The sequence below is a fragment of the Streptomyces sp. NPDC001270 genome (assembly GCF_042896695.1).
In the GTDB taxonomy this organism is placed as follows: domain Bacteria; phylum Actinomycetota; class Actinomycetes; order Streptomycetales; family Streptomycetaceae; genus Streptomyces.
In genome coordinates this window covers 212885-239095 of record NZ_JBIAXM010000008.1, presented here as the reverse complement: position 1 = coordinate 239095, position 26211 = coordinate 212885, and the positions used below count along the sequence as shown (strand labels likewise).

The window sequence follows — 26211 nt, the reverse complement described above, 5'->3', positions numbered from 1 at the left end:
AACGGCGCCGCGGACGTAGGGTCGACGGCGCGGCCACGCCGCCGCCGCGCCGCCGGGGCCGCCTGAAAATCGCGAGGCGCGGCACGGCTCGTGGTGCGCGGTACGGCTCGTGGCGGGCCCGGCGAAGGCAGGAGACCCGACGAGGGCAGGAGGCCCGGCGAAGGTACCGGGCCCGACGAAGACATGACCGAGATCGAGGACGGTATGACGACGGGTGACGGGTTCTGGCCGGTGCCGGACGTGCTGGCGTATCTGGCCGGGCGCTGGCACGTGGAACGCACCGCGCGGGATCTGGCCGGCGGCGACGAGGGGCGCTTCGCGGGGAGCACCGTCTTCAGCGCGCTCCCCGACGGCGGGCTGCTGCACGAGGAGTCCGGCACGTTCACCTGGCGCGGGGTGTCGCGGCCCGCCGAGCGGACCCTGCGTTTCCTGCCGGGCGCCGCCGCGGGCACCGCGGACGTCCGCTTCGCCGACGGACGGCCCTTCCACGACCTGGACCTTGGCTCCGGCCGCCATGTCGCCGACCACCCGTGCGCGGCGGACCTCTACCGGGGCGAGTTCACCGTGCGGGACCACGACCACTGGCGCACGGTGTGGCGGGTCGGCGGGCCCGCGAAGGAGCTTCTCCTCGTCACCGACTACAGGCGCGACGGCTGAGCCGGCGGGCCGTCGACACGGAGGTTCCAGCGGCCCGCCCGGCCCGTGACCGTGGTCGCGGACAGCGGGCGGACGTCGATGTTCCAGTAGGTCGCGGGCGGCGCCTTGACCACGTAGACGAGGGCCGCCCGGATCACGGAGGGTTCAGCCACGGCGACGATCCGGCCGCCGTCGTCGGCGGGGCGGGTGTCCAGCCAGCCGCCGACCCGGGAGATGAAGGCCAGCAGCGACTCGCCGCCGTGCGGGGTGGAGCGCGGATCGGCGAGCCAGGAGTCCACCGCGCCGGGCTCCCGGGCCATCGCCTCGCCCAGGGTGAGCCCGCGCCAGCGGCCCATGTCGCAGTCGCGCAGGGCGAGTTGCACGAGCGGCGCGTATCCCAGGGCGTCGCCGGTGGCCCGGCTGCGGGGGGTCGGCGAGCAGTAGCGCAGCTCGGCCAGGGCCAGCGGGCTCAGTTCCCCCGCGGCCCGCAGCACCTCGTCCCAGCCCGCCCGGTCCAGCGGCCGGTCGTCCTCGAAGCGCTCCGCCAGCAGCGATGAGCTGCGCGCGGCGGCGACGAACGTGACCCGAAGCGGCATGCCGTGATGGTGTGCCGTTCGCGCACCCGGGTCAAGGGGGGGCTCACCTGTGAGATACCGAGGGTGTCCGGGTCCTCACTCGAAGCCGTGCGCCATCCAGTGGTCCGGCCGGTCGAGCGGGGCGAAGCCGAGCTTCGCGTAGACGCCGTGCGCGTCGTGGGTGGCCAGCAGCAGACGGCGCAGGCCGTACGGGCGCAGGTGCTCGACCACGGCCCCGGCCAGTGCCGTGCCGACGCCCTTGCCGCGCACCGACGGCTCGACGTAGACGTCGGCGAGCCAGCCGAACAGCGCCTGGTCGGTCACCACGCGCGCGTACGCCACCTGCTCGCCCGAGGCGGTGTCGTACACCCCGAAGTTGAGCGAGGTCGCGACCGCGGTGTCGTGCTTCTCGCGGGAACGCCCCTTCGCCCAGTACGCGTCGGTCGACAGCCACCGGTGCACCCGGTCGACGTCGATGCGCGCGCGGTCCGCGGAGAACTCGTATCCCTCGGGCATCCCGAATACATCGCTCATGCGTCGATGATCCCAGCGCTCCGGACGGGCCCGGACGCGCCCTCCCCCGCCGTGGCAGGTGTCCGGGCAAGGCGGCGTGAGCGCCGGGGTGGTGGTCGCCGCCGGCCCTCGATCAGAGGACTTCGTCGCAGGCCGTGCGCAGGCGGCGTACGCCCTCCGTGATGTCCGCGGTCCCGGAGACCGCCGCGAAGCTCACCCGCAGGTGTGCCGCGGGGGGTTCGGCGCTGAAGTAGGGGCGGCCGGGGATGACGGCGACGCCCGCGCGCAGCGCCGCGGTGGTCAGGGCCGACTCGTCGGTGCCGTCGGGCAGCCGGAGCCAGAGGTGATAGCCGCCGGACGGCACATGGGGCAGGGCGAGTTCGGGCAGCCGCAGACGCAGCGCGGCCGTCATGGCGGTACGGCGGGTGGTCAACTCGGCCGACAGGGCCCGCAGATGACGCGGCCAGGCCGGTGAGCCGACGAGTTCGAGCGCGGCCTCCTGGAGCGGGCGGGGCACGAAGAACGTGTCGACCACCTGGATCGCGCGCAGCCGTTCCAGCACCGGCCCGCGGGCGGCCAGCGCGCTCACCCGGAAGCTCGGCGAGGTCGCCTTGGTCAGCGAGGCGACGTGCACGACCACGCCGTCCGGGTCGTCCGCGGCCAGCGGCAGCGGCAGCGGACCCGAGTCCGTGTGCGCCAGCCTGCGGATGAAGTCGTCCTCGATCACGAACGCGCCGGCCTCCCGGGCGATCCGCAGCACCTCGGCCCGCCGGCCGGGGCCGAGCACGGCGCCGGTCGGGTTCTGGAACAGGGGCTGGCAGACGAAGACGCGGGCGCCGCTGCCCCGGAACGCGTCGGCGAGCAGCGCGGGCCGCACGCCGTCCTGGTCGACCGGCACGGGCACGGGCCGCAGCCCTGCCGCGCGGGCGAGCGCCAGCATCCCGGGGTACGTGGGGGACTCGACGAGCACCGGCGCGCCGGGCGGCGCGAGCGCCCGCAGCGCGGTGGCCAGCGCGGTCTGCCCGCCCGCCGCGATCAGCACCTCGGCCGCCGTGACGCCGCCGCCGATGCCGCGCGCGAACCACTCCCGCAGCTCGGGCAGTCCCTCCAGGGGCGGGCGCTCCCAGGCGCCGGGGCGCCGTCCGGCGCGGGCGAGCGCCGCCGCCATGGCCCGCTCGGGCTGTAGCGAGGGGTGCGGGTAGCCGCCGCTGAACTCCAGCACACCGGGTGGCGGCGCGGCGAGACAGATCGTGACACCGGAGGCGTCGACGGTGCGCGGTACGAGGTCGGCGGAGCCGTCGGCGCTCAGCGCCACCTCCTGCCAGGAGGTGTCCCCGGCGGGCGGGGCCGCGGTGCGGGGCCGGGCCCGGAAGGCTCCGGCGCCGGGCCGGGTCACCACCAGCCCCTCGGCGGCCAACTGCGCCAGGGCCCGCGACACCGTCACCGGGCTGACCCGGAACCGCTCGACAAGGGACCGACTCGACGGAAGCTTTCCGTCCGGAGAGTAGCGGTCCAGCTCATCTCTCAGCTGTTTCGCCAGCTCATCGACACTGCTACGCTCTTGCATGAGAACACAGAGTAGCGCTACTACTCCAACGGGGATAGCGGTCACCGCTCCCCGCGAGCGCGTCCGCCTCGGCACGGCCCAGGCCGCCCTGGGCGTCGTCGTCTTCTCGCTCACCTTCCCGGCCACCGCCTGGGGCCTGGAGGGCTTCGGCCCCTGGTCGCTGGTGGCCGTCCGCAGCGTCCTGGCGGCGCTGATCGCGGGCTGCTGTCTGTGTGCGGCGGGTGCCCCCGGGCGGCAGGGCCCGCTACCGCGCATCCCGCTGCCCGACCGCCGCCAGCTGCCCGGCCTCGCCGTGGTGGCCGCCGGAGTGGTGATCGGCTATCCGCTGCTGTCCACGCTCGCCCTCAAGACCTCCACCACCGCGCACGCCGCCGTCGTCACTGGCCTGCTGCCGCTGGTCACGGCGCTGGTGGCGGCCCTGCGCACGGGTATCCGGCCCTCCCGCACCTTCTGGGCGGCGGCGCTCGCGGGCGCAGCCGCGGTGGTCGCCTTCACCGTGCAGCAGAGCGGCGGGGCGCTCACGGCCGCCGACGGCTATCTGTTCGCGGCGCTGCTGGTGTGCGCGGCCGGCTACGCCGAGGGCGGCCGGCTTGCCCGGGTCATGCCGGGCTGGCAGGTGATCGGCTGGGCGCTGGTGCTGTGCCTGCCGCTGTCCGTACCGGCCGCCGCGCTGGCCCTGGCGTACGAGCCCGTGCGGCTGACCGCGCACAGCGTGGCCGGGCTGCTGTGGGTCGCGGTGGGCTCGCAGTTCCTCGGCATGGTCGTGTGGTACCGGGGCATGGCTGCCATCGGCGTCCCGAAGGCCAGCCAGTTGCAGTTGGCCCAGCCGCTGCTCACACTGGTGTCGTCGGTACTGCTGCTGGGCGAGCACCTGACGGTGGCTGCTCCGGTGACCGCCGTCGCGGTGCTCGTGTGCATCGCCGTCACCCAGCGATCACGATCGTGAGGAGGCCCGCAGATGCGTGCAACCGTGGGCGACCAGCTTGTTCAGCACGGCAGGGTGGTCGGCCAGCACGACCAGGTCTCGGAAGTCGTCGAAGTGATGGGCACGGAGGGCAACCCGCCCTACCGCGTGCGCTTCCCGGACGGCCACGAGGCCGTGATGGCTCCCGGCCCCGACTGCGAAATCCGCCACCGGAGCCAGGAACCCCAGGTCCAGTAGGTCAGCGCGGGGGATCCACCGGCCGCCCGTAGTGGTCGGCGACGACCCGCGCCATGGCCCCGATCGGGTCCTTCGCCACCTCCCGACCGGCGAAGAAGACGTGCCCGCGCACCTGCGCGTGGCGCGCGGCGAGGGTGAGGTGCCGGGACAGCTCGGCCGGGTCCTGCCACTCGGCGGGCTGCCCGGCGGCACCCGCCTTGTAGAGGGCCTCGCCGATGTAGAGCCGGGTCCTCGACCCCTGGGCCACCGCCGCCCACCAGGAGACCAGCTCGGCGTAGTCGGCGGCGGCGAAGCCGATGTTCCAGTACAGCTGCGGGACGATGTAATCGATCCAGCCCTCCCGCACCCAGGTGCGGGTGTCCGCGTACAGGTCGTCGTACGTCTGCACGCCCGCCCGGGTGTCGGAGCCGCGGTTGTCGGCTGCGGCGTTGCGCCACACGCCGAACGGGCTGATCCCGAACTGGGTGCCGGGCCGGATCCGCCGGATCCGCTCGGCCGTCTCGCGCACCAGCTTGTCGATGTTGTCGCGGCGCCAGGCCGCCCGGTCGTCGAAGGCGCCGCCGTACCGGTCGTACGCGGCGTCGTCGTCGAAGCTCTGCCCGGCGACCGGGTACGGGTAGAAGTAGTCGTCGAAGTGGACGGCGTCCACGGGGTACCTGGCCACCGCGTCCAGCATCGCGTCCTGCACGAAGGAGCGGACCTGCGGCAGGCCGGGGTTGTAGTAGAGCTTGCCGCCGTAGCGCACCACCCAGTCGGGGTGCTTGCGGGCCGGGTGCGAGGCGGTGAGTCTCGCCGGGTCGGAGTGGTTGGCGATCCGGTACGGGTTGAACCAGGCGTGCAGTTGCAGCCCGCGGGCGTGGGCCTCGGCGACGGCGGTGCCCAGCGGGTCCCAGCCCGGGGACCTGCCCTGGGTGCCGGTCAGGCACCGGGACCAGGGTTCGTGGGGCGAGGGCCACAGCGCGTCCGCCGTGGGCCGCACCTGGAGGATCACCGTGTTGAGGCGGTCGCGGACGGCCCGGTCCAGGTGGGCGATCAGTTCCTTCTGCTGTGCGGCGGCGCTCAGGCCGGGCTTCGACGGCCAGTCGCGGTTGTCGACCGTCGCCAGCCAGACGCCCCGCAGCGCGGTGCTGTACCGCCGGCCCGGTGCCCCGCCCGCACCCACGGCGCCCAGCGGTGACTGGGCACCGGGAGCCGCCGCCGCGCCCGGCGCCGTCACCAGTGCTGACAGCGCCGCCGCCGCGAACGTCCGCCGTGACACTCGCCTCATCTGTATGTACTCCCCCACGCCCGGTGGATCCTTGCCGTCGTCGGATCGTACGGGCCCCGGGGGGCCCGCCCGCACGATCGATCATCGATACTTGGGGGTAACGTGCACGATCGGAGCAGGCGCGCGACCGGCGGGCCGCGCGCCGGCCGTGGAACAGCGAAAGGGACGATGTGACGGGCAGCTCGGATATCGCACGTGTCGGGGTGGTCGGCTGCGGTCAGATGGGGGCGGGCATCGCCGAAGTCTGTGCCCGCGCCGGACTGGACGTCAAGGTCGCGGAGACCACCGGAGAGGCCCTGGAGATCGGTCGCACCCGGCTGTTCAACTCCCTGGCCAAGGCCGCCGAGCGCGGCAAGATCAGCGAGGCGGACCGGGACGCCGCGCAGGCGGCCCTCGACTTCACCACCGACCTCGGCGAGCTGTCGGACCGCGACCTGGTCATCGAGGCCGTCGTGGAGAACGAGCAGGTGAAGACGGAGATCTTCCAGGTGCTCGACCAGGTGGTGACCCGGCAGGACGCGATCCTCGCCTCCAACACCTCCTCCATCCCGCTGGTGAAGCTCGCGGTCGCCACGTCACGCCCCGACCAGGTCGTCGGCATCCACTTCTTCAACCCGGCCCCGGTGCAGCAGCTCGTCGAGCTGATCCCGGCGCTCACCACCTCCGAGGGCACGCTCAGCCGGGCGCAGCTGTTCGCGGAGAAGGTGCTGGGCAAGCACGCCATCCGCGCCCAGGACCGGTCCGGTTTCGTCGTCAACGCGCTGCTCGTGCCGTACCTGCTGTCCGCGGTCCGCATGTTCGAGTCCGGCATCGCGGGCCGCGAGGACATCGACAACGGCATGGAGCTGGGCTGCGCCCACCCGATGGGCCCGCTGAAGCTGTCCGACCTGATCGGACTGGACACCATCGTCTCCATCGCCGACTCGATGTACGAGGAGTACAAGGAGCCGCTGTACGCCGCTCCCCCGCTGCTCCAGCGCATGGTCGAGGCGGGCCGCCTCGGCCGCAAGACCGGCTCGGGTTTCTACACCTACGGCTGATTACCCGCAGCGACGGCGTACGGGCCCGGCACCGGATTCGGTGCCGGGCCCTCGCGTTTCACACACCGTGTGCGTACCGGACCCACGTATGCCCTTCACACACGCTCCCCACGCGCCCACCAGGCGAGTTGACTCCTCATGCGCATGCAAGGGATGCGGAACCCCCCGTTCGACTACGGAAAGGAGTGGACCCGTGACCGCCGATCCGAAGCATCCCGTGGTCCATGGAGAACTCGCAGAGTTACGGCGCCGCCTCGACGTGGCCTACGCACGTGTCGAGGGCGGCCTGGCGCTGCTCAGCCATCGCACCGAGGAGACCGCCAAGGAACTGGACGATCTGAACACCCGGATGACCTCGCTGGAACACACCCGCTGGCCGGTGTCCTCGGTCGCCGCGCTCACGTCCCTGGGCGCGCTCGTCGTGACGGTCTGGCAACTGCTGTCCCGCTGAGCGGACCGGACGCCGTCCGCTGCCGCCGAGGCCGGAGCGGGGACCGGGCGCTCCGCCGGAGGGACGCTGCCGGACCGAAGGGGGCGTCGCCCGGTCGGCTCAGGCACCGGCACTCCTGAGATGGTGCAGCAGCAGTAGCGCGGCCGCCATGTTGGCGGCCGGGACCTCGCCGCGGGCGATCATGTCGGGGACGAGCTTGAGCGGGACCCACTCCCGGCGGTCCGACTCGAAGTCGTCCACGGGGTGTCCGACGTACTCGCCCTCGTCGGCCCAGTAGACGTGGTGCCGCGCGTCGGTGAGACCGTTGGACGGCTCCACGCTCATCAGATGGTGCAAGGGTCCCGGCCGCCAGCCCGTCTCCTCCTCCAGTTCCCTGGCGGCCGCGTGGGCGATGTCCTCGCCGTCCTCCACGACTCCCGCGGCGAGTTCCCAGCCCCAGCTGTCCGTGATGAACCGGTGGCGCCACAGCAGGAGCACCTCGCCCGCCTCGTTCACGACCGTCGCCACGGCCACGGGCCGCAGCCTTATCAGGAAGTGGTCGAGGTGCCGGCCGTCCGGCAGCTCGACATCTGCGAGATTGACGCTGAACCAGCGGTTTGCATACACAGTTTGTTCGTTCTGTTTCATCCACTGCACGGTTCTGCCACCTTCCGCCGAGTAAGTGGCAATATCGCAGCAGTGGCGTGGAGCGGCCTACAGGGGCACGCGCAGCGCCCCGTCGATGAGTTCGGCTGCTTCGGCGGTTCCGGCGCAGCCGCTGCGCGCCAGGTGCTCGCGCACCGCGCGCAGTCTGTCCCGCAGCCGCTGGGACTCCATGCCCCGGGCCTGCTCCGCCATCTGCACCGCCGTGGCCACCGCGGTGTCGGCATTGCCCCGGCGGAGTTCGATCGTGCTGAGCATGGCCAGCCGGTGCACCCGGCCCCGGTCGTGGGCCGGGTTGCCCACGGCGGCCGCGGCATGCTCCCGGGCCGCCGCCAGCTCACCCAGGCTGAGCAGCGCCTCGGCCACCTGTACGTTGACGAGGCCCGGCTGGACATAGCCGGTCTCGTCGGGTTCGTGTCCGCGCCGGATGCGTTCAGCGGCCGTCTCGGCCCGCCGGATGCAGGACAGGGCACTCGTGCCGTCGCCCAGGTGGGCGTACGCCTTGGCCTGCATCGCGTACAGGTCGGAGGCCAGGGCGGGGGTGATGTGCTTGCCCGCGGCGCGCAGCGCGGCCTCCGCGAAGGCCACGGCCTGCCGGAACTCCCGCATGAACAGCGCCTGGTTGACCAGCAGCGCGATGACGTACGCCCCGAGTCCGCGGTCTCCGCTGGCCTTCGCCAGCCGGAGCGCCTGGTGGAAGTAGCGCTGGGCGAGTCCGTGCGCGTCGGAGTCGTAGGCGCAGATGCCCGCGATCGCCACCAGTCCGCCGGTGGCCCGGTGCAGTTGACGGCCGGTGGCGTCGGCGTAGCTGCCGCGCAGCAGCGGGGCCGCCTCGGCGTTCAGGAAGCCGACGATGCGGGTGCGGGTCGCGATGCCGCCGGCCTTGCGGTACATCTGCTCGTAGTGCGCGCGGGCGGCGCGCAGCGTGTCGAGGTCGCCGGCGGTGACCCGGTGCCTGCCGCCGCGTGAGACGTCCACGTCCTCGGGCGGGTTCTCCCACTCCCAGACCGGCATCACCGCGGGCGTGCCGGTGACCGCGGGGGCGCCGAGCACGTGCGGGCGCTGCTGTTCGTCGGAGCGCCACAGCGCGGTGGCGCGCTCGACGAAGCCGGACAGCGAGGTGGCGTGCGGGGTCGGGGGCCCGCCCGGGACCCCGAGGCCGATGTCGTCGAGGGTGACGGCCCGGTGGAGACGGGCGGCGAGCACCTCGCAGATCAGGTCGGGCACCTGGCCGCGTGGCCGCTGTCCCTTCAACCACCGTGCGACGGCGGTGTGTTCGTAACGGAGCGCGAGACCCCGTGCCCGGCCCGCCTGGTTGACGTGGGCGGCGAGACCGGCGTGCGAGATCCCGGCCTCGTCCAGGATCGCGTCGAGCAGAGTGTTGGGCTGCATGGATGCCCCCCGGTGGCCTGGTGTCGACAGCGTAGTGCGTACGGGTTCACACGGGGTGTGAACGGAGTGCGCGAATCCGGGCGGTACGCGCGCTGTTGCGGAGAGTGGCGTGCCGATTGACTGAAATGCCTCGCAAGAGGCCGGCCGGGCCGCCGGCTCCCCCTCGTACAGTACGGCGGCCCGGCCCGGCGGCTCATGCGGTGGGCCGGCTGTGCTGGGGCGGCTGCCGGTCGACGCCGCCGGGGCGGGCCCCCTGGGACAGGCTCAACCGGGCCTCGTCCCGGTCGTTGCACAGGACCAGCAGGGCGATGTCGTCCGCCGGGGTGCCGGAGATGTGCCGGTGCAGGGACGTGAGGACCGTACGCAGGATCGACTGGGCGGAGACCGGGCGGCCGCGGGCCGCCTCGGCCAGTGCCCCGGGCAGGGAGAAGAACCGGCCCTGTGCGTCCCGCGCGTCCTCCGCCCCGTCCGTGTACAGGACCAGGGACTCTCCGGCGAGCAACTGACCGCAGGGCACGGGGTCCACGTCGCGCGGCAGCGGGAACGGGCCGAGCGGCGGCAGGGGTTCGGCGTCGGCGAGCGGCTCGACGCCGTGGCCGCCGAGCAGATACGGCCAGGGGTGCCCGCAGCTGAGCGCCCGCAGTTCGCCGTCCCGGCGGATCTCCAGCAGCAGGACGGTGACGAACTCCTCGGCGACCGGGTTTTCGGGGTCCGGACCGGCCGGGAGGTGTTCGGCGCGGGCCCGCTCCCGCAGATGGCGGGCCAGGGCCCGGTCCAGCCGGCGCAGCACCCGGCCGAGGTCCGGCTCGTCGTGGACGGCCTCGCGGAAACTGCCGAGGACGGCCGCGGCGGTGGCGAGGGCGGCGAGTCCGTGCCCGCGTACGTCGCCCATCACCACCCGGACTCCGTGCTCGGTGGCGATCGCCTCGTACAGGTCGCCGCCGATGGCCGCGCTGCGGTCGGCGGACAGCTGGGCGGCGGCGACCCGGAGGCCGTCGAGCCGGGCGGGCGGGGGCCGCAGCAGCGCGCTCTGCGCGGCGCCCGCGACCTTGCGGACCTGGCGCAGCTCCCGCACCAGGGCCCGGCGGACATGGACGATCAGTCCGGTGCCGACCGCGAAGAACACGGCGCTGGTGACGATCCGCGCGCCGAACCCGTTCTGCTGGGCGAGCGGGCAGGCCAGCTTGTACGCGATGGCCGCGCCGCCCCAGAGCGTGGGCAGCGCCAGGGCGCGGGCGCGGCGCAGACCGCACCGCCCGGGCCCTTCGGCGGATCCTCGTCGCGTGGGTGTCCGTGCCTCGATACGGATCATGCCGATGCCCCCATGGAATACCGGACAGAGCAGACGGACCGGCCCCGAAAGGCCGGTCCGATTCTGTCGACGGCATGGCCCGGAAAGACCAGATCACCGGCAGTTCCCACCCGAACGAGTGAGTCCGCTTCCGCCTCCCCGCATTTATGCGGCAAGCAGCGCCCCGAAAGAGTGTGAGGAACCAGGGGCCCCTGTGCGAGCGAAGCCGCGAAGGCCGCGGACCCGAGGGGGAGCGCCCGGCCACGACACCGGGGCAGGCGCAGCACTCCACCGCGCCCGCCCCGGCCGCCGCGCCGAAGCGCACTCAGCCCCCGCCGAAGCACTCAGCCCCGCAGCACCGCCCCCACACGCCCGCCCGCGAGGGCAACCGCCGCGTCCCGCGCGGCCGACGCCTCGTCCACCGTCAGCGTGCGGTCCGCCGCGCGGAACCGCAGCGCGTACGCCAGCGACTTCTTGCCCGCGCCGAGCTGCTCGGCGTTCTCGTAGACGTCGAACAGCCGGATGGACTCCAGGAGTTCACCCGCCCCCTCGCGCAACGCGGCCTCGACGTCGGCGCTCGGCACGCCCGTGTCGACCACCAGGGCGACGTCCTGGGTGGCCACCGGGAAGGCCGAGATGCGCGGGCCCTGCACGAGCGGGGTTCCCGCCTGCTCCAGGACGTCCAGGTCCAGCTCCATCGCGCAGCTGCGCTCGGGCAGCCCCAGTGTCTTCAGTACACCGGGGTGCAGCTCTCCCGCGTACCCGACGACCCGCTCGACGCCGTCGACGACGACCGCCAGTTCGGCGCAGCGGCCCGGGTGCCAGGGACCGTACTGCCCCTTGCGGACGATCAGGTCGGTCCCGGTCTCGCGGGCGAGCAGGCGCGCGGCCTCGACGGCGTCCGCCCAGTCGGCCGGGCGGCCCTTGCCCCACCAGCCGGCCTGCTCGCGGGCCCCGGCGAGGACGACGGCGGCGTGCCGCGGCTGCTCGGGCAGCGCCAGGTCGAGCGAGGCGATCTCCTCGTCGGTGGGCCGCCGGTCGACGGGCAGCCGGACGGCGAGGGCCCGCTCCGCTCGCGGCTCGAAGACCAGCCCGGTCTCGAACAGCGCCAGGTCGTGCGAGCCGCGGCCGTCGTTGCGGCGCAGCGCGCCGAGCAGGCCCGGCAGCAGCATCGTGCGCAGCGCGGGCTCCTCGTCGGAGAGCGGGTTGACCAGCTTGACCACCCGGCGGTTCGGGTCGTCGGCCGCGAGGTTGAACTGGTCGAAGACCTGCTCGCCGATGAACGGGTAGTTCAGCGCCTCGACATAGCCCGCGCCAGCCAGCGCGCGCCCGGCCCTGCGGTACATGCGCTGCCGGTCGGTCAGGCCGAGGCCCGCCGGGGGCTTGGGCAGCGTCGAGGGCAGGTTCTCGTAGCCTTCGAGGCGGATGACCTCCTCCGCCAGGTCGTTCGGGTCGGTCAGGTCGGACCGCCAGGACGGGACGGTGACGACCAGCTCGTCCGGCCCGCCCGTCTCCCGGCCGACCCCCGACGACGCGTCCCACGCGGCGGAATCCCCGAAGACGTCGCAGCCGATCTCCTGGAGCCGGCGGACGACCGTCGCCCGGCCGTAGTCGACGCCCGCGACCCGGTCCGGGTGGTTCGCCGGGATGGTGATGGTGCGCGGTGCGGACGGCGCGACGACCTCGGTGACGCCGGCGTCCGCGGTGCCGCCCGCGAGCAGCACCAGCAGGTCGACCGTGCGCTGGGCGGCGGCCGACGCGGCCTGCGGGTCGACACCCCGTTCGAAGCGGCGGGACGCCTCGGAGGACAGCTTGTGGCGGCGGGCCGTGCGCGCGACGGAGATCGCGTCGAAGTGCGCGGCCTCGACGACGACCTCGGTGGTGGTGCCGTCGGTGTCGTCGATCTCGGTGTTGGCGCCGCCCATGACACCGGCCAGGCCGATCGGACCGCGGTCGTCGGTGATGACCAGGTCCTCCGCGTCGAGGGTGCGGGTCACCCCGTCGAGCGTGGTCAGTTCCTCGCCCGGCTCGGCCCGGCGCACGCCGACGGTGCCCTGGACACGGGAGCGGTCGTACGCGTGCAGGGGCTGGCCCAGCTCCAGCATCACGTAGTTGGTGATGTCCACGGCCAGCGAGATCGGGCGCATGCCGGCCTTCTGGAGGCGCCGCTGGAGCCAGATCGGGGAGCGCGCCTCCGGGTCGAGGCCGGTCACGGTGCGGGCGGTGAAGCGGTCGCAGCCGAGGCTGTCGGCGACCTGGACCGGGTAGCCGAAGGCGTTCGCGGCGGGTACGTCGAGCAGCGCGGGGTCGAGCAGCGGCAGGCCGTAGGCGATCGCCGCCTCGCGGGCGACGCCGCGCAGGGACAGGCAGTAGCCCCGGTCGGGCGTCACCGCGATGTCGAGGACCTCGTCGACCAGCTGGAGCAGCTCGATGGCGTCCGAGCCGACCTCGCACTCCGGCGGCAGCACGATGATGCCCTTGGAGTTGTCGTCGCCCATGCCCAGCTCGTCGCTGGAGCAGATCATGCCGTGCGAGACCTTGCCGTAGGTCTTGCGCGCGGCGATCGCGAAGCCGCCGGGCAGCAGGGCGCCGGGCAGCACCACGACGACCTTGTCGCCGACGGCGAAGTTGCGGGCGCCGCAGACGATCTCCTGGGGTTCGCCGGTGCCGTTGGCCTGGCCGACGTCGACGGTGCAGAACCGGATCGGCTTCTTGAAGCCCTCCAGCTCCTCGATGGTCAGCACCCGGCCGACGACGAGCGGCCCCTTGAGGTCGGCGCCGAGCTGCTCGACGGTCTCGACCTCCAGACCGACCGAGATCAGCTTCTCCTGGACGTCACGGCCGGTCTGAGTCGCCGGCAGCTCGACGTACTCCCGCAGCCAAGAAAGCGGGACCCGCATCAGATCTCCATCCCGAACGGCCGGGTGAACCGGACGTCACCCTCGACCATGTCTCGCATGTCTTCGACGTTGTGGCGGAACATCAGCATCCGTTCGATGCCGAACCCGAAGGCGAACCCGCTGTACTTCTCGGGGTCGACGCCGCAGGCGACGAGCACCCGCGGGTTGACCATGCCGCAGCCGCCCAGCTCGATCCAGCCCTCGCTGGAGCAGGTGCGGCAGGGCCGGTCGGGGTTGCCGACGGACTCGCCCTTGCAGACGTAGCAGAGCATGTCCATCTCGGCGGACGGCTCGGTGAAGGGGAAGTAGTTCGGCCGCAGCCGGGTCTTCATGTCCGCGCCGAACAGGGAACGGACCATGTGGTCGAGGGTTCCCTTGAGGTCGGCCATGGTCAGGCCCTCGTCGACGGCCAGCAACTCGATCTGGTGGAAGACCGGGGTGTGCGTGGCGTCCAGCTCGTCGGTGCGGTACACCCGGCCGGGGCAGACGATGTAGACGGGGGGCTCGCGGTCGAGCAGGGAGCGGGCCTGCACCGGCGAGGTGTGGGTGCGCAGCACGACCCCGGACTCGCCGTGGTCGCCCTCGGGGCCCGCGACGAAGAAGGTGTCCTGCATCTGCCGGGCCGGGTGGTCCGGGGTGAAGTTCAGGGCGTCGAAGTTGAACCACTCCGCCTCGACCTCGGGGCCCTCGGCGATCTCGTAGCCCATGGAGACGAAGACGTCCGCGACCCGCTCCATGAACGTGGTCAGCGGGTGCCGCGCGCCGGCCGGTACCCGGTCGTAGGGCAGCGTGACGTCGACCGACTCCTCGACCAGGACCCGGGCGTCCCGCTCCACCTCCAGTGCGCTCTGGCGGGCGGCGAGCGCCTTGTTCACGGCGCCGCGGGCCTGGCCGACGCGTTTGCCGGCGTCGGCCTTGGCGTGCGGCGGCAGGGCGCCGATCTCGCGGTTGGCGAGGGCCAGCGGGGAGGCGGGGCCGGTGTGGGCGACCTTGGCCTCGTGGAGGGCGTCGAGGGAGTCCGCGGCGGCGAAGGCGGCGAACGCCTCGTCCCGCATGCGCTCGATCTCTTCCGGTTTCAACGCCTCGACCTCGACCGGGTCGTACGACTTATTCGGTGCCGACATCTCTTCCCGTGCTTCCGATTGGCTGGCTGGAGGTCCCCGTCACGGCTCGTGGCGGAACCGTCCCGGCGATCCTGGGAGGGATCGGTACGGTCCCCGGGACACAAAGGTGCCAAAGGCCGAGTCTAACGGGGCCGGGGATGACGGATGCGCCCGCGGGCGCACCGGGCCCACGGCAGCTGAGGTTCCCCGTCCCTCACCACCGTCCTATCCGACACCGCGCGGCAGCTCGAATGCGAAGGCCGGGGTGCCCGCGGGCAGGATGAATCGGAATTCCGCGCCGCCGCCTGCGGCGCGGCCGACCGTGATGGTGCCGCCGTGGGCCTCGACGATGCCCTTGACGATGTAGAGCCCGAGGCCGGTGCCGCCGCGCTTGCTGCCCCGCCAGAAGCGGGTGAAGACGCGGTTCATGGACTCCTCCGGGATGCCGGTGCCCTCGTCGCTCACGGTGACCGATGTACCGGCGTCCTCTCCTTCGCGGGGGGACGCGGCGGGCGTGATGTCAATCGTGACGGTTCCCTCGCCGTGCCGCACGGCATTTTCGATGAGGTTGCTGAGCACCTGGTCGACCTTGTCGGGGTCGGCCCACAGGGTGGGCACCGGCTGCTCGATGCGCAGCAGGAACCGGTCGGCGGGCTGGCCGGCGGCGACGTACGCCTGGATGTGCCGTCCCACGGCCGCCCCCATGTCGACGGGCTGGCGGCGCAGCTCCAGCCGGCCGGAGTCGATGCGGGAGATGTCGAGCAGTTCGGCGATGAGCCGGGTGACGCGGTTGGCGTCCGCGTCGACGGTCTCCAGCATCAGCCGCTTCTGGTCGTCGGTGAACCTCTCCCACTTGGCGAGGAGGGTGGCGGTGAAGCCCTTGACGGAGGTGAGCGGCGAGCGCAGTTCGTGCGCGACGGTGGCGATCAGTTCGGCGTGGCTGCGCTCGGTGCGGCGCCGGGCCTCGGTGTCGCGCAGGGAGACGACGACGCGGCGGACGGGTCCGGTGGGCTCACCGCGCACGTACCGCGCGGAGACCAGGACCTCCCGGCCGCCGGGCAGCAGCAGGTTCCGTTCCGGCTGGCGCACCCGGATGGCCAGCCCGCCGTACGGATCGGTGAGCTGCCACCAGCGGCGTCCCTCCAGGTCTTCTAAGGGCAGGACCTTCTCCAGCCGGCGGCCGACGGCGTCCTCCGCGCGGACGGCGGTGATCCGGGCGGCGGCCGAGTTGAAGCAGACGACGAGCCCGTGCTCGTCGGCGACCACGAGGCCGTCGGGCAGGTCGTCGGGGTCGATGCCGAGTCCGGCGAGACCACTGTGCCGGGGCGCGGGCACCCGCCGTACGTCCCGCCCTCCCGGAGCGCTGCTCGTGCCGACGCTCATCCCCGTACTCCACCTCTCAGCCGGCCTGGGATACCTCGCCGGGGTGTCCCAGGCGGGCCACCCTACTAGCTCACGGTGACACAGCGGCACCCTCCGGAGGCGCGCTGTGCACGGGCCGAGGCATACAGACAGACGGCTGCGGCCGTCGCCAGGTTCAAGCTCTCGGCCATTCCGTGGATGGGCACGCGGACGACGGCGTCCGCGAGCGCCCGGGTCTCCTTCGGCAGTCCCCATGCCTCGTTGCCGAACACCCACGCCGTGGGTCCGCCCATGGTGCCCTTGTCGAGTTCGTCGTCGAGGTCGTCCGGGCCGGCGCCGTCGGCGGCGAGGACGCGCACCCCGGCGCCCCTGAGCCCGGCGACGGCCTGTTCCACGGGGACGCCGACGGCGACGGGCAGGTGGAACAGGGAGCCGACGGCGGCGCGTACGGCCTTGGGGTTGTAGACGTCGACGGAGGCGTCGGTGAGCACGACGGCGTCGGCGCCGGCCGCGTCCGCGCAGCGCAGTACGGTTCCGGCGTTGCCGGGGTCGCGCACGTGCGCGAGGACGGCGACGAGGCGGGGCCCGGTCGCGAGGATCTCCTCGAAGGGGGTGTCGAGGAAGCGGCAGACACCGACCAGGCCCTGCGGGGTGACGGTGGTGGAGATGTCGGCGATCACCTCGTCGGAGGCGAGGTGCACCCGGGCGCCGGCGGCCCGGGCCGCGGCCACGATGGCGGCGTAGCGTTCGGTGGCCTCGCCGGTGGCGAACAGTTCGACGAGGGTCGCCTGCCCGGCGGTCCGGTGCGCCGCCGCCTCCCGTACGGCCTGCGGCCCTTCGGCGAGGAACAGCCGCTCCTTGCCCCGGAAGTTCCGCCGGGCCAGCCGCCGGGCGGCCGCCACACGGGCGGAACGGGGGGAGATCGGCGCGTCAGCGGCGGGGGCCATGGAGGTTCACCTTCGGTGTGCTACCCGCCGGGCGGCGCTCGGCCGTCAGGGCGGACTGGGATCCCCCGGCGTCCTTCGGGCCGTGCGGGGGGAATGCCGAACGGGTGCCGCGTCGCGCGGCGTGTCCGGTGCGGCAACGGCAGGACCCGCAGGCTCGCGGCCTGCGGGTCCTCAAGTCACGTCGGCCGGTGCCGGCGCGGCGTCAGGCGGCCTTCGGCGCGTTGACGTCCGCCGGGAGCGCCTTCTGCGCGACCTCGACGAGGGCGGCGAAGGCGCCCGCGTCGTTGACCGCCAGCTCGGCCAGGATCTTGCGGTCGACCTCGACGTTCGCGGCCTTCAGACCCTGGATGAAGCGGTTGTAGGTGATGCCGTTGGCGCGGGCAGCGGCGTTGATGCGCTGGATCCACAGCTGACGGAAGTCGCCCTTGCGCTTCTTGCGGTCGTTGTAGTTGTAGACCAGCGAGTGGGTGACCTGCTCCTTGGCCTTGCGGTACAGGCGCGAACGCTGACCGCGGTAGCCGGATGCCTGCTCGAGGATCGCCCGGCGCTTCTTGTGGGCGTTGACTGCCCGCTTGACGCGTGCCACTTGTTAACTCCTTGTAGCGGGGCCGTGGGGGTACGCACACGACCCGGAAACGACTGGGTCCCGGTCCTGGCGCGGGGCGCTCGGCTGCGAGCGCCCGTGCGTCACTTGCCGAGAAGCTTCTTGATCTTCTTGGCGTCGCCCGGGGCCATCTCGGCGTTGCCGGTGAGGCGGCGCGTCACACGGGACGACTTGTGCTCAAGCAGGTGGCGCTTGCCGGAGCGCTCACGGAGCACCTTGCCCGAGCCGGTGATCTTGAAGCGCTTGCTGGCACCGCTGTGCGTCTTGTTCTTCGGCATAGCGCCGTTCTCTCCTCGTCGGTGGCGCTCCGGTGCCCGGTCACGAAAACCGGGCACGGTGGAGCGTCGCTCTTGTTTCGGTTGTGTCCTGGGACTCGCGTCCCGGGTGTGGCTCCGGGGTTCCGGAGTTCCGTACGCCCCCAGGGGGCCGTACCTCCGGACCGCCGGGTGTCGCCCCCGGGCCGGTGGCCCCGGGGATCACGCCTCGGCAGGCTCCTCGGCGGGCGCCTCCTGCGGGGAGGCCGCCGTGCGGCCCTGACGCTCGGCCTTGCGGGCCTCCTGCGCCTGGCGGGCCTCGGCCATCGCCTCGGTCTTCTTCTTGTGCGGACCGAGAACCATGATCATGTTGCGGCCGTCCTGCTTCGGGTTCGACTCCACGAAACCGAGGTCCTGGACGTCCTCCGCGAGACGCTGCAGCAGTCGGTAGCCCAGCTCGGGCCGGGACTGCTCGCGACCACGGAACATGATCGTGATCTTGACCTTGTCGCCCTGCTTGAGGAACCGGACGACGTGACCCTTCTTGGTGTCGTAGTCGTGCGGGTCGATCTTCGGCCGGAGCTTCATTTCCTTGATGACCGTGTGCGCCTGGTTCTTGCGCGCCTCACGGGCCTTCATGGCCGACTCGTACTTGAACTTGCCGTAGTCCATGAGCTTGCAGACCGGCGGACGTGCGCTCGCCGCCACCTCGACCAGGTCGAGGTCGTACTCCTGGGCAAGCTCCAGCGCCTTGGCAAGCGGAACAATCCCGACCTGCTCGCCGCTGGGACCGACAAGTCGCACCTCGGGAACGCGAATCCGGTCGTTGATGCGGGGCTCGGTGCTGATGGATCCTCCTCGGTAGCACCACACGACGGTCTGGCGGACAGCCGCGTAACGTCTGTATTCGTGAGACCTAACCGCACCGAAGCAGAAAAAATGCCCCGGACGATCACATGCGGGGCTCCTTGCACTACCGGAGCACCTTCGCGATGACCGCGGGGCGCTATCGGGCGACTCCGTTCGTACGCAACGACGTCGGTCGCCTGACCGGATGACCCGCCGCCCCGCAGGACGGTCAGGTGGGAGATCGGAGCCTCCACTTGTAGGCCGGGCACAGTCGTGTCCGGCCGGTCGTTGTTTCAGGCTAGCAGCTCGCGACGGGAACGGCGAACCGAGGCCGGGCGGGGCCGGGCACCGTGCGGGGAGCGCCAGCACCTATGGTGTCCCGCATGAGTGAGACCTCCCCCTCCGGCCCGGCCGAGCAGCCCGACTTCGACGAGATGGCGCGTGACATCGCCGAGGTTCCCGCGGTCGAGGTGATCGTGACGGTCGCCGTCAACCTGATGAGCGCAGCGGCCGTGAAGCTCGGACTGACGGAGGAGGGCGACAAGCACAAGGACCTGGACGAGGCGCGCAAGCTGGTGACCGCCCTCGCCGGTCTGCTGGACGCGAGCGCGACCGAGATCAGCTCCTTCCACGCGGCGCCGCTGCGCGACGGCCTGAAGTCCCTGCAACTGGCCTTCCGGGAAGCCTCGATCGTCGCGGACGAGCCCGGCCAGGGCCCCGGCGAGAAGTACACCGGGCCCGTTTACGGCTGAGCGCCGCGCAGGCCGGGCCGGACCGCGTCGCCGTTCGTCCGCGGCACGGCGGCGGACCTCGCCCGGCCTCCTCGGACCCGGTTCATCCGCGTACGTACAAGGGCTCGCCCCCGGGTGCGGTCCCGGCCGGCAGCAGCGCCAGGTCGAGGCCGTGCACCAGGCGGGCCCGCAGTGTCTCGTCGGCGGCGAGACGCCCGGCGACGGCACGGGCGACCGCGGCCGGCTCCGCCACCGCGTCGAGGACGAGGCCGAGGATGCCGTCGGCCTGGCCGGGGCCGAGGTGCGCGCGCAGCACGGCGGGCTCGGCGGCCACCGCGGCCCGTACCGCGTCGACCACGGCCGGGTCGGCGAGCGGGTCGGTCGTCGTCCGGCCCTCGGCGAGGGCGAGCAGCGCCGGGCCGGTCAGTTCGAAGGGCACCGGTCCCGACATGTCCAGGACGACCGTGTCCGCCTTCTCGTGCGCGGCGGCCTGCAACGCCTGGTGCAGGGGCACGGCGACGGGGCGGGCGGCCGGGTCCCAGCGGGCCAGCGACGCGGTGGAGGTGAAGGCGGGCAGGGCGGTGCGTGATCCGGCCCGCAGGGTCGGCACGGCCATGTCGCTGCTCTTCTCGCGGCGCAGCCCCGTCTCGTCCTCCTCCACCTCGCCGAGGACGGCCACGACCGGAACGAGCAGCCGGGCGCCGCGCAGCGCCTGAAGGACGGGCCCGACGGCGGTGCGGTCCTCGGCCCAGGCGGCGAGCGCGGCGCTCAGCCGGGGGTCGGCGGATCCGTCGTCGTCGGAGAAGCCGGAGTCGGGAATGTTCTTGTTCGCCACGGTCGACGACCCTATCGAGGGGGTGCCGCCGGGCCGCCGCGGGCCCCGGAACGCGACGGCGGCGGAATTCACCGGAATCTCAGATTCCACTGACCGGGCTCTCACGTTCGTCAAACGGCGTCCACAGTCCGCGCCCCGAGCATCGCGGCATGGAGTCCCCCTCAGCCCGCCGGCGGCGCCGGTCCCGCCCGTCCGGGCGCCGTCGTCGGCTCGTGCACCTGACGCTCGCGGTGCTCGCCGTCGTGGGCGTGACGGCCGGCGGGACGGTGTACGTGAAGGCGCGGGCGCGCCCCGGCGCGCAGGCCGTATCCTCGGCGTCGTCACCGGCGGCCACCGCCTCGGCCCCGGCGGGCAAGGAGAAGTCGGTGGAGCCCACAGTGAACCGGAACGCGCTGCTGAGCACGGCGATGGCGACGGTCGCCGTGCCGTCGGGCGCGCAGGTGTCGGCTGCCGTGCTGGACCTGGACTCCGGTGCGAGCGCCCGCTACGGCGACGCGGCCTTCGACACGGCGAGCATCGTGAAGGTCGACATCCTGGCGACGCTGCTGTTGCAGGCGCAGGACGCGGGACGGCAACTGACCACGACGGAGCAGGCGTACGCCTCGAAGATGATCGAGAACAGCGACAACGACGCGGCGTCGGCGCTGTGGCAGAGCATCGGCGGCAAGGACGGACTCGACGCCGCGAACAAACGGTTCGGGCTTACGGGCACCACCGGTGGCGACGGCCCGCTGTGGGGGCTGACGCAGACCACGGCGGCCGACCAACTCGCCCTGCTCCAGCAGGTGTTCGGGGACGCGTCGCAGCTGAGCGAGGCGTCGCGGGACTATGTCCGGGAGCTGATGGAGACCGTCGAGACCGACCAGCGGTGGGGTGTGTCGGCGGTGGCCGGCGGTTCCGCCACGACGGCTCTGAAGAACGGCTGGCTGGCGCGCAGCACGACCGGGCTGTGGGACGTGAACAGCATCGGACGGGTGACGGTGGACGGCACCGCCTATCTGGTCGCCGTCCTGTCGAAGGGCACGGTGTCCCAGGCGCGCGGCATCGACCTGGTGGAGGCGGCGGCACGGGCCGCGGTGTCGGCGTTCACCGGCGGCGGGACCCCCTCGGCCACGGCGTCCCCGGACGCCACGGTCTCCGCGGACGCCACGGACTCCGCCGAGTCGGCGGTCATGTCGGTGTCCCCGGTCACGTCGGTGTCCGCGGTTCCACCGGTGTCGGCGGCCGGGTAGTTCCCCCGGCCGCCGTGGGCCTCCCGTGGCCCTCGCACTCGGCGTCGTACGCCTGGAAGTCCTGGAAGTCCTGCGAGTCCCGGAAGTCCTGAGGGTCCCGGGGGTACCACGGTCCTTGCGGTCCCAGAGGTTCTGGAGGTCCCGGAAGCCGGCGTCGTACGCGCGGAGTTCAGCGCTCCGTCTCGCGGCGGCCACGCCACAGGACCACCGCCGCCACCAGCAGTACCCCGCCGGCGCCGCCCGCGAGCGGACCCGCCCAGCCCGCGGTGGAACCGGCCCGCCGGGCGGCGTCCGGGCCGGACCCGAAGTACTTGTCCGTGTAGGCCGCCGAGTGCGGTTTCTCCGGCTCGATCCGGCGGGCCGCGCCGATCGCGGCGGCGGGGTCGACGAAGCCGAAGCCGCGCGAGTCGTCCCGGCCGCCGCTCGGCGCGTCGCGTGCGGTGTCCTCCAGCAGCTTCTTGATCTGGGCCGGGGCCAGGCCCGGGTGGGCCGACTCGACGAGGGCGACTGCGCCCGAGACGAAGGCGGAGGCGGCGCTGGTCCCCCAGCCCTCGTAGTACTTGTGGTCCGGGTCCGCGATGACGATGTCCACGCCGGGTGCGCTGACCGTGGCGTACCAGCGGCGGGTGGAGAAGGCGGCGCGGGTGCCGTAGCGGTCGACGGCGGTGGCGGCGATCACGCCCGGGTAGGCGGCCGGGTAGGAGATGTGGTCGCCCTGGTCGCCGCCGTTCCCGGCCGAGGCGACGACGACCACGCCCTTCTTCAGGGCGTACTGCACGGCCTCGTCCTCGCTGGGCTCGGGGTGCGCGGAGTCGGAGTCGTCGCCGAGCGAGAGGTTGATGACGTCGGCGCCGTGGTCGGCGGCCCAGCGGATGCCCTCGGCCAGGGCGTTGCCGCGGGTGGCGCGGGCCTTGCCGCGGGCCGTGTCGCCGTCCTCCAGGATCACCCGCACGGGCAGGATCTTCGCCTCGGGGGCGATGCCCATGACGCCGTCGGCGTCGCCGGGCCCATGGCCGTGGCCCGCGATGATGCCGGCCATCGCGGTGCCGTGCCGGGCCCAGGTGCGGTCGCCGGGCTCGGCGCCGAAGCCGACGAAGTCCTTGGTGGGCAGGACGTTGCCGACGAGGTCCGGGTGGTCGGTCTCGACTCCGGTGTCCAGCACGGCGACGGTGACGCCCTTGCCCTTGGTGGTGCGCCAGGCGTCCTCGGTGTGCATGGCGGACAGGGCCCACTGCTGGGAGCGTATGCCGTCGGCGTGCGCGGTGGTGGCGGGCAGGAGGGCCAGCGAACCGGCGAGGAGGAGGCTCAGTGCCGTGCCGGTCGGGCCGGGCCTGCGGCGGCCGGCCGTCGTTCGCGTCATGAGGGCTGCTCCGTGGCCGTGCTGACGGTCTGGCGCAGGCGCCGTTCGACGCGGTCGGCGAGACCCTGGGCCTCCTGGCCGAGGCCCGCCTGCGCGGGGGCGGTGGTGGCGCCGGACTGCACGGCCTCCGCGGCGGGCTGGGGCGCATCGACGGTGCGGCCGTCGGACCAGCCGGAGACGGCGTAGGCGACGACGGGCGCGTCGGTGAGGACGGAGACGGTCCAGGAGGCGCGCTGCCGGTCGCCGAAGTCCTCGGCGACGGTGTCCTTGGCGGCGTACGGGCGCGGCAGCAGATCGGTACGGCGGTCCAGACGCTCGTCCTTGAAGCGGGCGGCGAGGGCGGCCATGGCGGCGGAGTCGGCCTTGGTGAACAGCAGCCCGACGGTGGTGACATGGCTTTCGGTGGCGTCGGTGTAGGTGGCCCGCAGCAGCCGTTCACAGCCGACGGGGGCGAGGACCTTGCCGAGGAGCGGGTCGAAGGCGTCGGCGCAGCCGCCGTCCGCAGCGACCGCGATCCGGGTCCAGGTCCGGTCGGCTCCGCCGGGTCCGGCGCCCCGGCCCTCGACGGTGGGCGGGAAGAGCGCGTCGACCGGCTCGCTGTGCCAGAGGTCGCCGGCCGCGGCGAAGCCGGTCTCGGCGTCCGCGCCGCCGGCCTCACCGGTGAGCCAACTCCCGGTCACGGCACCGCCGATGAGTCCGAGGCCGAGAACCAGGCAGACGGCGGCAGCGGCGGTGCGGGTGTGCGGGCGCCCGCCCAGCGGTCTGGGCCGGGCACGGTCGTCGTATCCCTCGGGCTGCCCGAACGACACGACGGGCCGTCCGCCCGGCGGCGGGAACGCGCTCCAGGACAGGGCGGGGTCGGGCGGTACGCCGCGCCCGGCACGCTCCGGTCCGGCACCCGGAAAGTCCCCGGGCCGCCGGGCGCCGCCTTCGGTCCCGTCGCCGACGGCGCCGGGACCGGCCCAGGTCGCGGCGCCGGTGGACCGGGCCGTGGCGCCGGGCCACGCGGCGGTCGACGGTGGTTCGCCGCCGGGCCCGGCCGGTGTGCCGGGCTCGTGCGCGGGTGGTGCCGGCCGCAGGCGCGCGGTGGTCTCCGTGGTGGCCTCGGCAGGAGGACCGGACCGCCGGGGCGGAACCGGGGTACGGCCGTCACGTCCGGGGCTCCCGTCCCGTCCGGAGCGGGTGCCCGCGGTGGGCGGGGCGTCCGGGAAGCGGGCCGAGGCGGGTGGCGGCGGGAGCGACGGGACGCCAGGGCCACCGGGCGCGGTACGGGACCGGCGTGGTCCGGGAAAGCGCGGCTCGGCGTCACCTGAGCCGGACCGCGCGGGAGCGGGGCCGTCCGCGTCGCCGGCGCGCGGTGCCGAAGTGCTGGTGTGCGGTGCCGAAGTACCGGCGCGCGGCGCCGGAGTTCCGGCTTCCGTCGGCCGCTCGGCCTCGGTCGGCGGACGCGGGGACGCGGGAGGGTTTGCGCCCGTGCGGGCGCGGGTCGGCTCCATGTCCGCCCGCGGGCCCGGGGGCACCGGTGTGCCCGCGACACGGCCGTCGGCCGGACCCGTCGGCGTCTCTTCCGTCCTGGCGGGACCGGCGGACGTCGGGGTACGGGGAGAAGAGGCGGCGGCGCCCGCGGTGTCGACCGGGTGCGCGGTGGTCGCCGTGGTCCCGCCCGGCCCGGGGCTCTCCCGACCCGAGGAGCGCCCGGCCTGCCCGCTCTGCCCGGCCTTTCCGACTTGTGCGGCCTTCACGCCGTTCTCGCGACTCTCGCCGGTTTCAGGGTTCTCGCCGGTTTCGGCGTCTTCCGTTTCCGTACTGTCCGCCGGACTGTCGGGGGTGTTCGTGGAGGTGGGACGCGGGGGAATCGGAGCGTGGCGCGCTTCCGTGCTCATGCACCCCCCGTTTCCTAGTGCCCGGCCGACTCCTCGGTGCGCGGGCGGCCGTGCTCCCCGCCCAGGGCCCGGCGTGGCCCGTCCCGGGCACGCATACCCGCGCGGACGCGACGGCATCCCAGCGCGGGATCCGCGGCCCCGCGGCCCGTCCCGTCGTGCGTGCGCGTCACTCTACGGGTTGTTCCACGGCGAACGGGAACCAGTCCGTGACGCCGCGGCATCTGCCCGGAACGTCCCTCTACCCAGCGGTAATCCGGTCTGGCAGGCTTCGTGCATGACTGCGCGCGCCGCCGACCGGGCCCGTTACGACCGGGCCACCGCCCATCTCGACGCCCCTCTCGCGATCGTGGACCTGGACGCCTTCGACGCCAACGCGGACGACCTCGTGCGCCGGGCGGGCGGGAAGCCGATCCGTGTCGCCAGCAAGTCCGTACGCTGCCGCGCCCTGCTCGAACGTGCGCTCGCCAAGGAAGGATTCCAGGGCATCATGGCCTTCACGCTGGCCGAGTCGCTCTGGCTGGCGCGCTCCGGGTTCGACGACGTACTGCTCGCCTACCCGTCCGCCGACCGGTCCGGTTTCGCCGAACTGGCCGCCGATCCCAAGCTCGCCGCGGCCGTCACCGTGATGATCGACAACCCGGCGCAGCTCGATCTCATCGACGCCTCCCGCGGCGGCGGCGCCGAAGTCGTGCGCGTCTGCCTGGAGTTGGACACGTCGCTGCGACTGCTGGGCGGGCGGCTGCGGTTCGGGGCGCTGCGCTCCCCGCTGCGCTCCCCCGACCAGGTCGCCGAACTGGCGCGCGCGGTGCTGCGGCGGCCCGGATTCACGCTTGTGGGGATCATGGCGTACGAGGGTCACATCGCCGGTGTGGGCGACCATGTCGCGGGCCGGCCGGCGCGTTCCCGGGCCGTCCGTCTGATGCAGGCGACCGCCCGGCGTGAGCTGGCCGAGCGGCGGGCCGCCGTGGTGCGGGCCGTCCGGGCGGTGGCGCCGGGTCTGGAGTTCGTCAACGGCGGTGGCACGGGCAGTGTGCAGTACACGGCCGCCGAGGACGTCGTCACCGAGATCGGGGCCGGTTCGGGGCTGTATGTGCCGCACCTGTTCGACACCTACACGTCGTTCACCGGCCGTCCGGCCGCGCTGTTCGCGCAGCCGGTCGTACGGCGGCCGGGCGTCGGGGTGGTGACGGTGCTCGGCGGGGGCTATCCGGCGTCCGGCACGGCCGGCCGGGACCGGCTGCCGGTGCCGTATCTGCCTCAGGGACTGCGCTACGACTCCCAGGAGGGGCCGGGCGAGGTGCAGACGCCGCTGCTCGGTTCGCCCGCCGACGACCTGCTCATCGGCGACAAGGTGTGGTTCCGGCACGCCAAGGCCGGTGAGCTGTGCGAGCGGTTCGACGCGCTGCACCTGGTCGAGGGGGACAGGGTGACGGCGACCGTGCCCACCTACCGGGGCGAGGGCCGCACGTTCCTCTGACCGGCCAAGTCCCCCTCCGGCCACGGGGGTTCCGGGGTGCGGCGGTCGGCGCTGCCCTCCAGGTCGGGGGCCGGTTCGGCCCGCTGGGCCGGGTGACCGGTTCGGCCCGCCGGGTCGAGGTGGGCCGCGTCCCCGCTG

25 protein-coding genes are annotated in these 26211 nt (G+C 73.4%); 8 read left to right on the top strand and 17 right to left on the bottom strand.

Going from position 1 to position 26211, the window contains the following annotated elements:
* Positions 1 to 183 precede the first annotated feature (183 nt).
* Complete coding sequence (locus ACFY2B_RS16160; protein ID WP_390763752.1) at positions 184 to 657, top strand: DUF6314 family protein; 474 nt, start codon at positions 184 to 186, stop codon at positions 655 to 657.
* Here ACFY2B_RS16160 and ACFY2B_RS16155 read toward each other — a convergent pair.
* The 3 genes from ACFY2B_RS16155 to ACFY2B_RS16145 form a co-directional block, all read right to left on the bottom strand.
* Positions 639 to 1232, bottom strand: coding sequence for a histidine phosphatase family protein (locus ACFY2B_RS16155; RefSeq protein ID WP_390763751.1), 594 nt, complete (start codon positions 1230 to 1232; stop codon positions 639 to 641). The two genes, ACFY2B_RS16160 and ACFY2B_RS16155, sit on opposite strands and share 19 nt — an antisense overlap.
* Positions 1233 to 1307: 75 nt before the next feature.
* Entirely contained in the window at positions 1308 to 1745 is a 438-nt protein-coding gene (locus ACFY2B_RS16150) for a GNAT family N-acetyltransferase (protein WP_390763750.1), read from the bottom strand.
* Positions 1746 to 1857: 112 nt separating this feature from the next.
* Positions 1858 to 3291, bottom strand: a complete 1434-nt coding sequence (locus tag ACFY2B_RS16145) for a PLP-dependent aminotransferase family protein (protein ID WP_390763749.1) — start codon at positions 3289 to 3291, stop codon at positions 1858 to 1860.
* Here ACFY2B_RS16145 and ACFY2B_RS16140 point away from each other — a divergent pair.
* Positions 3290 to 4237: a DMT family transporter gene (locus tag ACFY2B_RS16140; protein ID WP_390763748.1), complete on the top strand. Its 948-nt coding sequence runs from the start codon at positions 3290 to 3292 to the stop codon at positions 4235 to 4237. The two genes, ACFY2B_RS16145 and ACFY2B_RS16140, sit on opposite strands and share 2 nt — an antisense overlap.
* Before the next feature lie 12 nt (positions 4238 to 4249).
* Positions 4250 to 4453, top strand: a complete 204-nt coding sequence (locus ACFY2B_RS16135; protein ID WP_376525193.1) for a DUF1918 domain-containing protein — start codon at positions 4250 to 4252, stop codon at positions 4451 to 4453.
* A gap of 1 nt (position 4454) precedes the next feature.
* On the opposite strand, the gene ACFY2B_RS16130 is transcribed toward ACFY2B_RS16135, so the two are convergent.
* The gene (locus ACFY2B_RS16130; RefSeq protein WP_390763747.1) at positions 4455 to 5720 is read right to left on the bottom strand and encodes a glycoside hydrolase family 10 protein; all 1266 of its coding nucleotides are present in this window, start codon (positions 5718 to 5720) and stop codon (positions 4455 to 4457) included.
* A gap of 170 nt (positions 5721 to 5890) precedes the next feature.
* Between ACFY2B_RS16130 and ACFY2B_RS16125 the strand changes: the two genes are divergently transcribed.
* Both ACFY2B_RS16125 and ACFY2B_RS16120 read left to right on the top strand, forming a co-directional pair.
* Positions 5891 to 6760: a 3-hydroxybutyryl-CoA dehydrogenase gene (locus ACFY2B_RS16125; protein ID WP_390763746.1), complete on the top strand. Its 870-nt coding sequence runs from the start codon at positions 5891 to 5893 to the stop codon at positions 6758 to 6760.
* 193 nt (positions 6761 to 6953) lie between these two features.
* Positions 6954 to 7211, top strand: a complete 258-nt coding sequence (locus tag ACFY2B_RS16120) for a hypothetical protein (protein ID WP_376525197.1) — start codon at positions 6954 to 6956, stop codon at positions 7209 to 7211.
* 99 nt (positions 7212 to 7310) lie between these two features.
* Here ACFY2B_RS16120 and ACFY2B_RS16115 read toward each other — a convergent pair whose 3' ends face one another.
* The 10 genes from ACFY2B_RS16115 to infC all read right to left on the bottom strand — a co-directional run bounded on the left by ACFY2B_RS16115 (position 7311) and on the right by infC (position 18579).
* Positions 7311 to 7847, bottom strand: coding sequence for an NUDIX hydrolase (locus ACFY2B_RS16115; RefSeq protein ID WP_390763745.1), 537 nt, complete (start codon positions 7845 to 7847; stop codon positions 7311 to 7313).
* A 57-nt stretch (positions 7848 to 7904) separates the two neighbouring features.
* A complete protein-coding gene (locus tag ACFY2B_RS16110; RefSeq protein WP_376525200.1) occupies positions 7905 to 9245 on the bottom strand; it encodes a transcriptional regulator in 1341 nt (446 codons plus the stop codon).
* A 193-nt stretch (positions 9246 to 9438) separates the two neighbouring features.
* Complete coding sequence (locus tag ACFY2B_RS16105) at positions 9439 to 10557, bottom strand: PP2C family protein-serine/threonine phosphatase (protein WP_390763744.1); 1119 nt, start codon at positions 10555 to 10557, stop codon at positions 9439 to 9441.
* Between the two features lie 323 nt (positions 10558 to 10880).
* Positions 10881 to 13436, bottom strand: coding sequence for a phenylalanine--tRNA ligase subunit beta (gene pheT / locus ACFY2B_RS16100; protein WP_390763743.1), 2556 nt, complete (start codon positions 13434 to 13436; stop codon positions 10881 to 10883).
* Positions 13436 to 14560, bottom strand: a complete 1125-nt coding sequence (gene pheS, locus ACFY2B_RS16095) for a phenylalanine--tRNA ligase subunit alpha (protein WP_390763742.1) — start codon at positions 14558 to 14560, stop codon at positions 13436 to 13438. Before pheS ends, pheT begins: the two co-directional genes overlap by 1 nt.
* Positions 14561 to 14764: 204 nt before the next feature.
* Entirely contained in the window at positions 14765 to 15922 is a 1158-nt protein-coding gene (locus ACFY2B_RS16090; RefSeq protein ID WP_390763741.1) for an ATP-binding protein, read from the bottom strand.
* Between the two features lie 65 nt (positions 15923 to 15987).
* Positions 15988 to 16848 (bottom strand): TrmH family RNA methyltransferase, encoded by an 861-nt coding sequence (locus tag ACFY2B_RS16085; protein ID WP_390763740.1) that lies wholly within the window; start codon positions 16846 to 16848, stop codon positions 15988 to 15990.
* A 202-nt stretch (positions 16849 to 17050) separates the two neighbouring features.
* On the bottom strand, positions 17051 to 17434 hold the full coding sequence (gene rplT / locus ACFY2B_RS16080) for a 50S ribosomal protein L20 (protein WP_055492778.1): 384 nt from the start codon (positions 17432 to 17434) through the stop codon (positions 17051 to 17053).
* Between the two features lie 101 nt (positions 17435 to 17535).
* A complete protein-coding gene (rpmI, locus tag ACFY2B_RS16075; protein ID WP_121888283.1) occupies positions 17536 to 17730 on the bottom strand; it encodes a 50S ribosomal protein L35 in 195 nt (64 codons plus the stop codon).
* A gap of 198 nt (positions 17731 to 17928) precedes the next feature.
* Positions 17929 to 18579, bottom strand: coding sequence for a translation initiation factor IF-3 (gene infC, locus ACFY2B_RS16070; protein ID WP_390763739.1), 651 nt, complete (start codon positions 18577 to 18579; stop codon positions 17929 to 17931).
* A 359-nt stretch (positions 18580 to 18938) separates the two neighbouring features.
* Here infC and ACFY2B_RS16065 point away from each other — a divergent pair, with 359 nt between their 5' ends.
* Positions 18939 to 19307, top strand: a complete 369-nt coding sequence (locus ACFY2B_RS16065) for a DUF1844 domain-containing protein (RefSeq protein WP_390763738.1) — start codon at positions 18939 to 18941, stop codon at positions 19305 to 19307.
* An 82-nt stretch (positions 19308 to 19389) separates the two neighbouring features.
* Here ACFY2B_RS16065 and ACFY2B_RS16060 read toward each other — a convergent pair whose 3' ends face one another.
* Positions 19390 to 20121, bottom strand: coding sequence for an SseB family protein (locus ACFY2B_RS16060; protein WP_390763737.1), 732 nt, complete (start codon positions 20119 to 20121; stop codon positions 19390 to 19392).
* A 149-nt stretch (positions 20122 to 20270) separates the two neighbouring features.
* Between ACFY2B_RS16060 and ACFY2B_RS16055 the strand changes: the two genes are divergently transcribed.
* Entirely contained in the window at positions 20271 to 21353 is a 1083-nt protein-coding gene (locus ACFY2B_RS16055) for a serine hydrolase (RefSeq protein ID WP_390763736.1), read from the top strand.
* A 169-nt stretch (positions 21354 to 21522) separates the two neighbouring features.
* Here the strand turns inward: ACFY2B_RS16055 and mycP are convergent, their stop codons facing one another.
* Both mycP and ACFY2B_RS16045 read right to left on the bottom strand, forming a co-directional pair.
* Positions 21523 to 22713, bottom strand: coding sequence for a type VII secretion-associated serine protease mycosin (gene mycP, locus ACFY2B_RS16050; protein ID WP_390763735.1), 1191 nt, complete (start codon positions 22711 to 22713; stop codon positions 21523 to 21525).
* Positions 22710 to 23522 (bottom strand): hypothetical protein, encoded by an 813-nt coding sequence (locus ACFY2B_RS16045; RefSeq protein ID WP_390763734.1) that lies wholly within the window; start codon positions 23520 to 23522, stop codon positions 22710 to 22712. Before ACFY2B_RS16045 ends, mycP begins: the two co-directional genes overlap by 4 nt.
* Positions 23523 to 24870: 1348 nt before the next feature.
* Between ACFY2B_RS16045 and ACFY2B_RS16040 the strand changes: the two genes are divergently transcribed.
* Positions 24871 to 26073, top strand: coding sequence for an amino acid deaminase/aldolase (locus tag ACFY2B_RS16040; RefSeq protein ID WP_390763733.1), 1203 nt, complete (start codon positions 24871 to 24873; stop codon positions 26071 to 26073).
* Positions 26074 to 26211 lie beyond the last annotated feature (138 nt).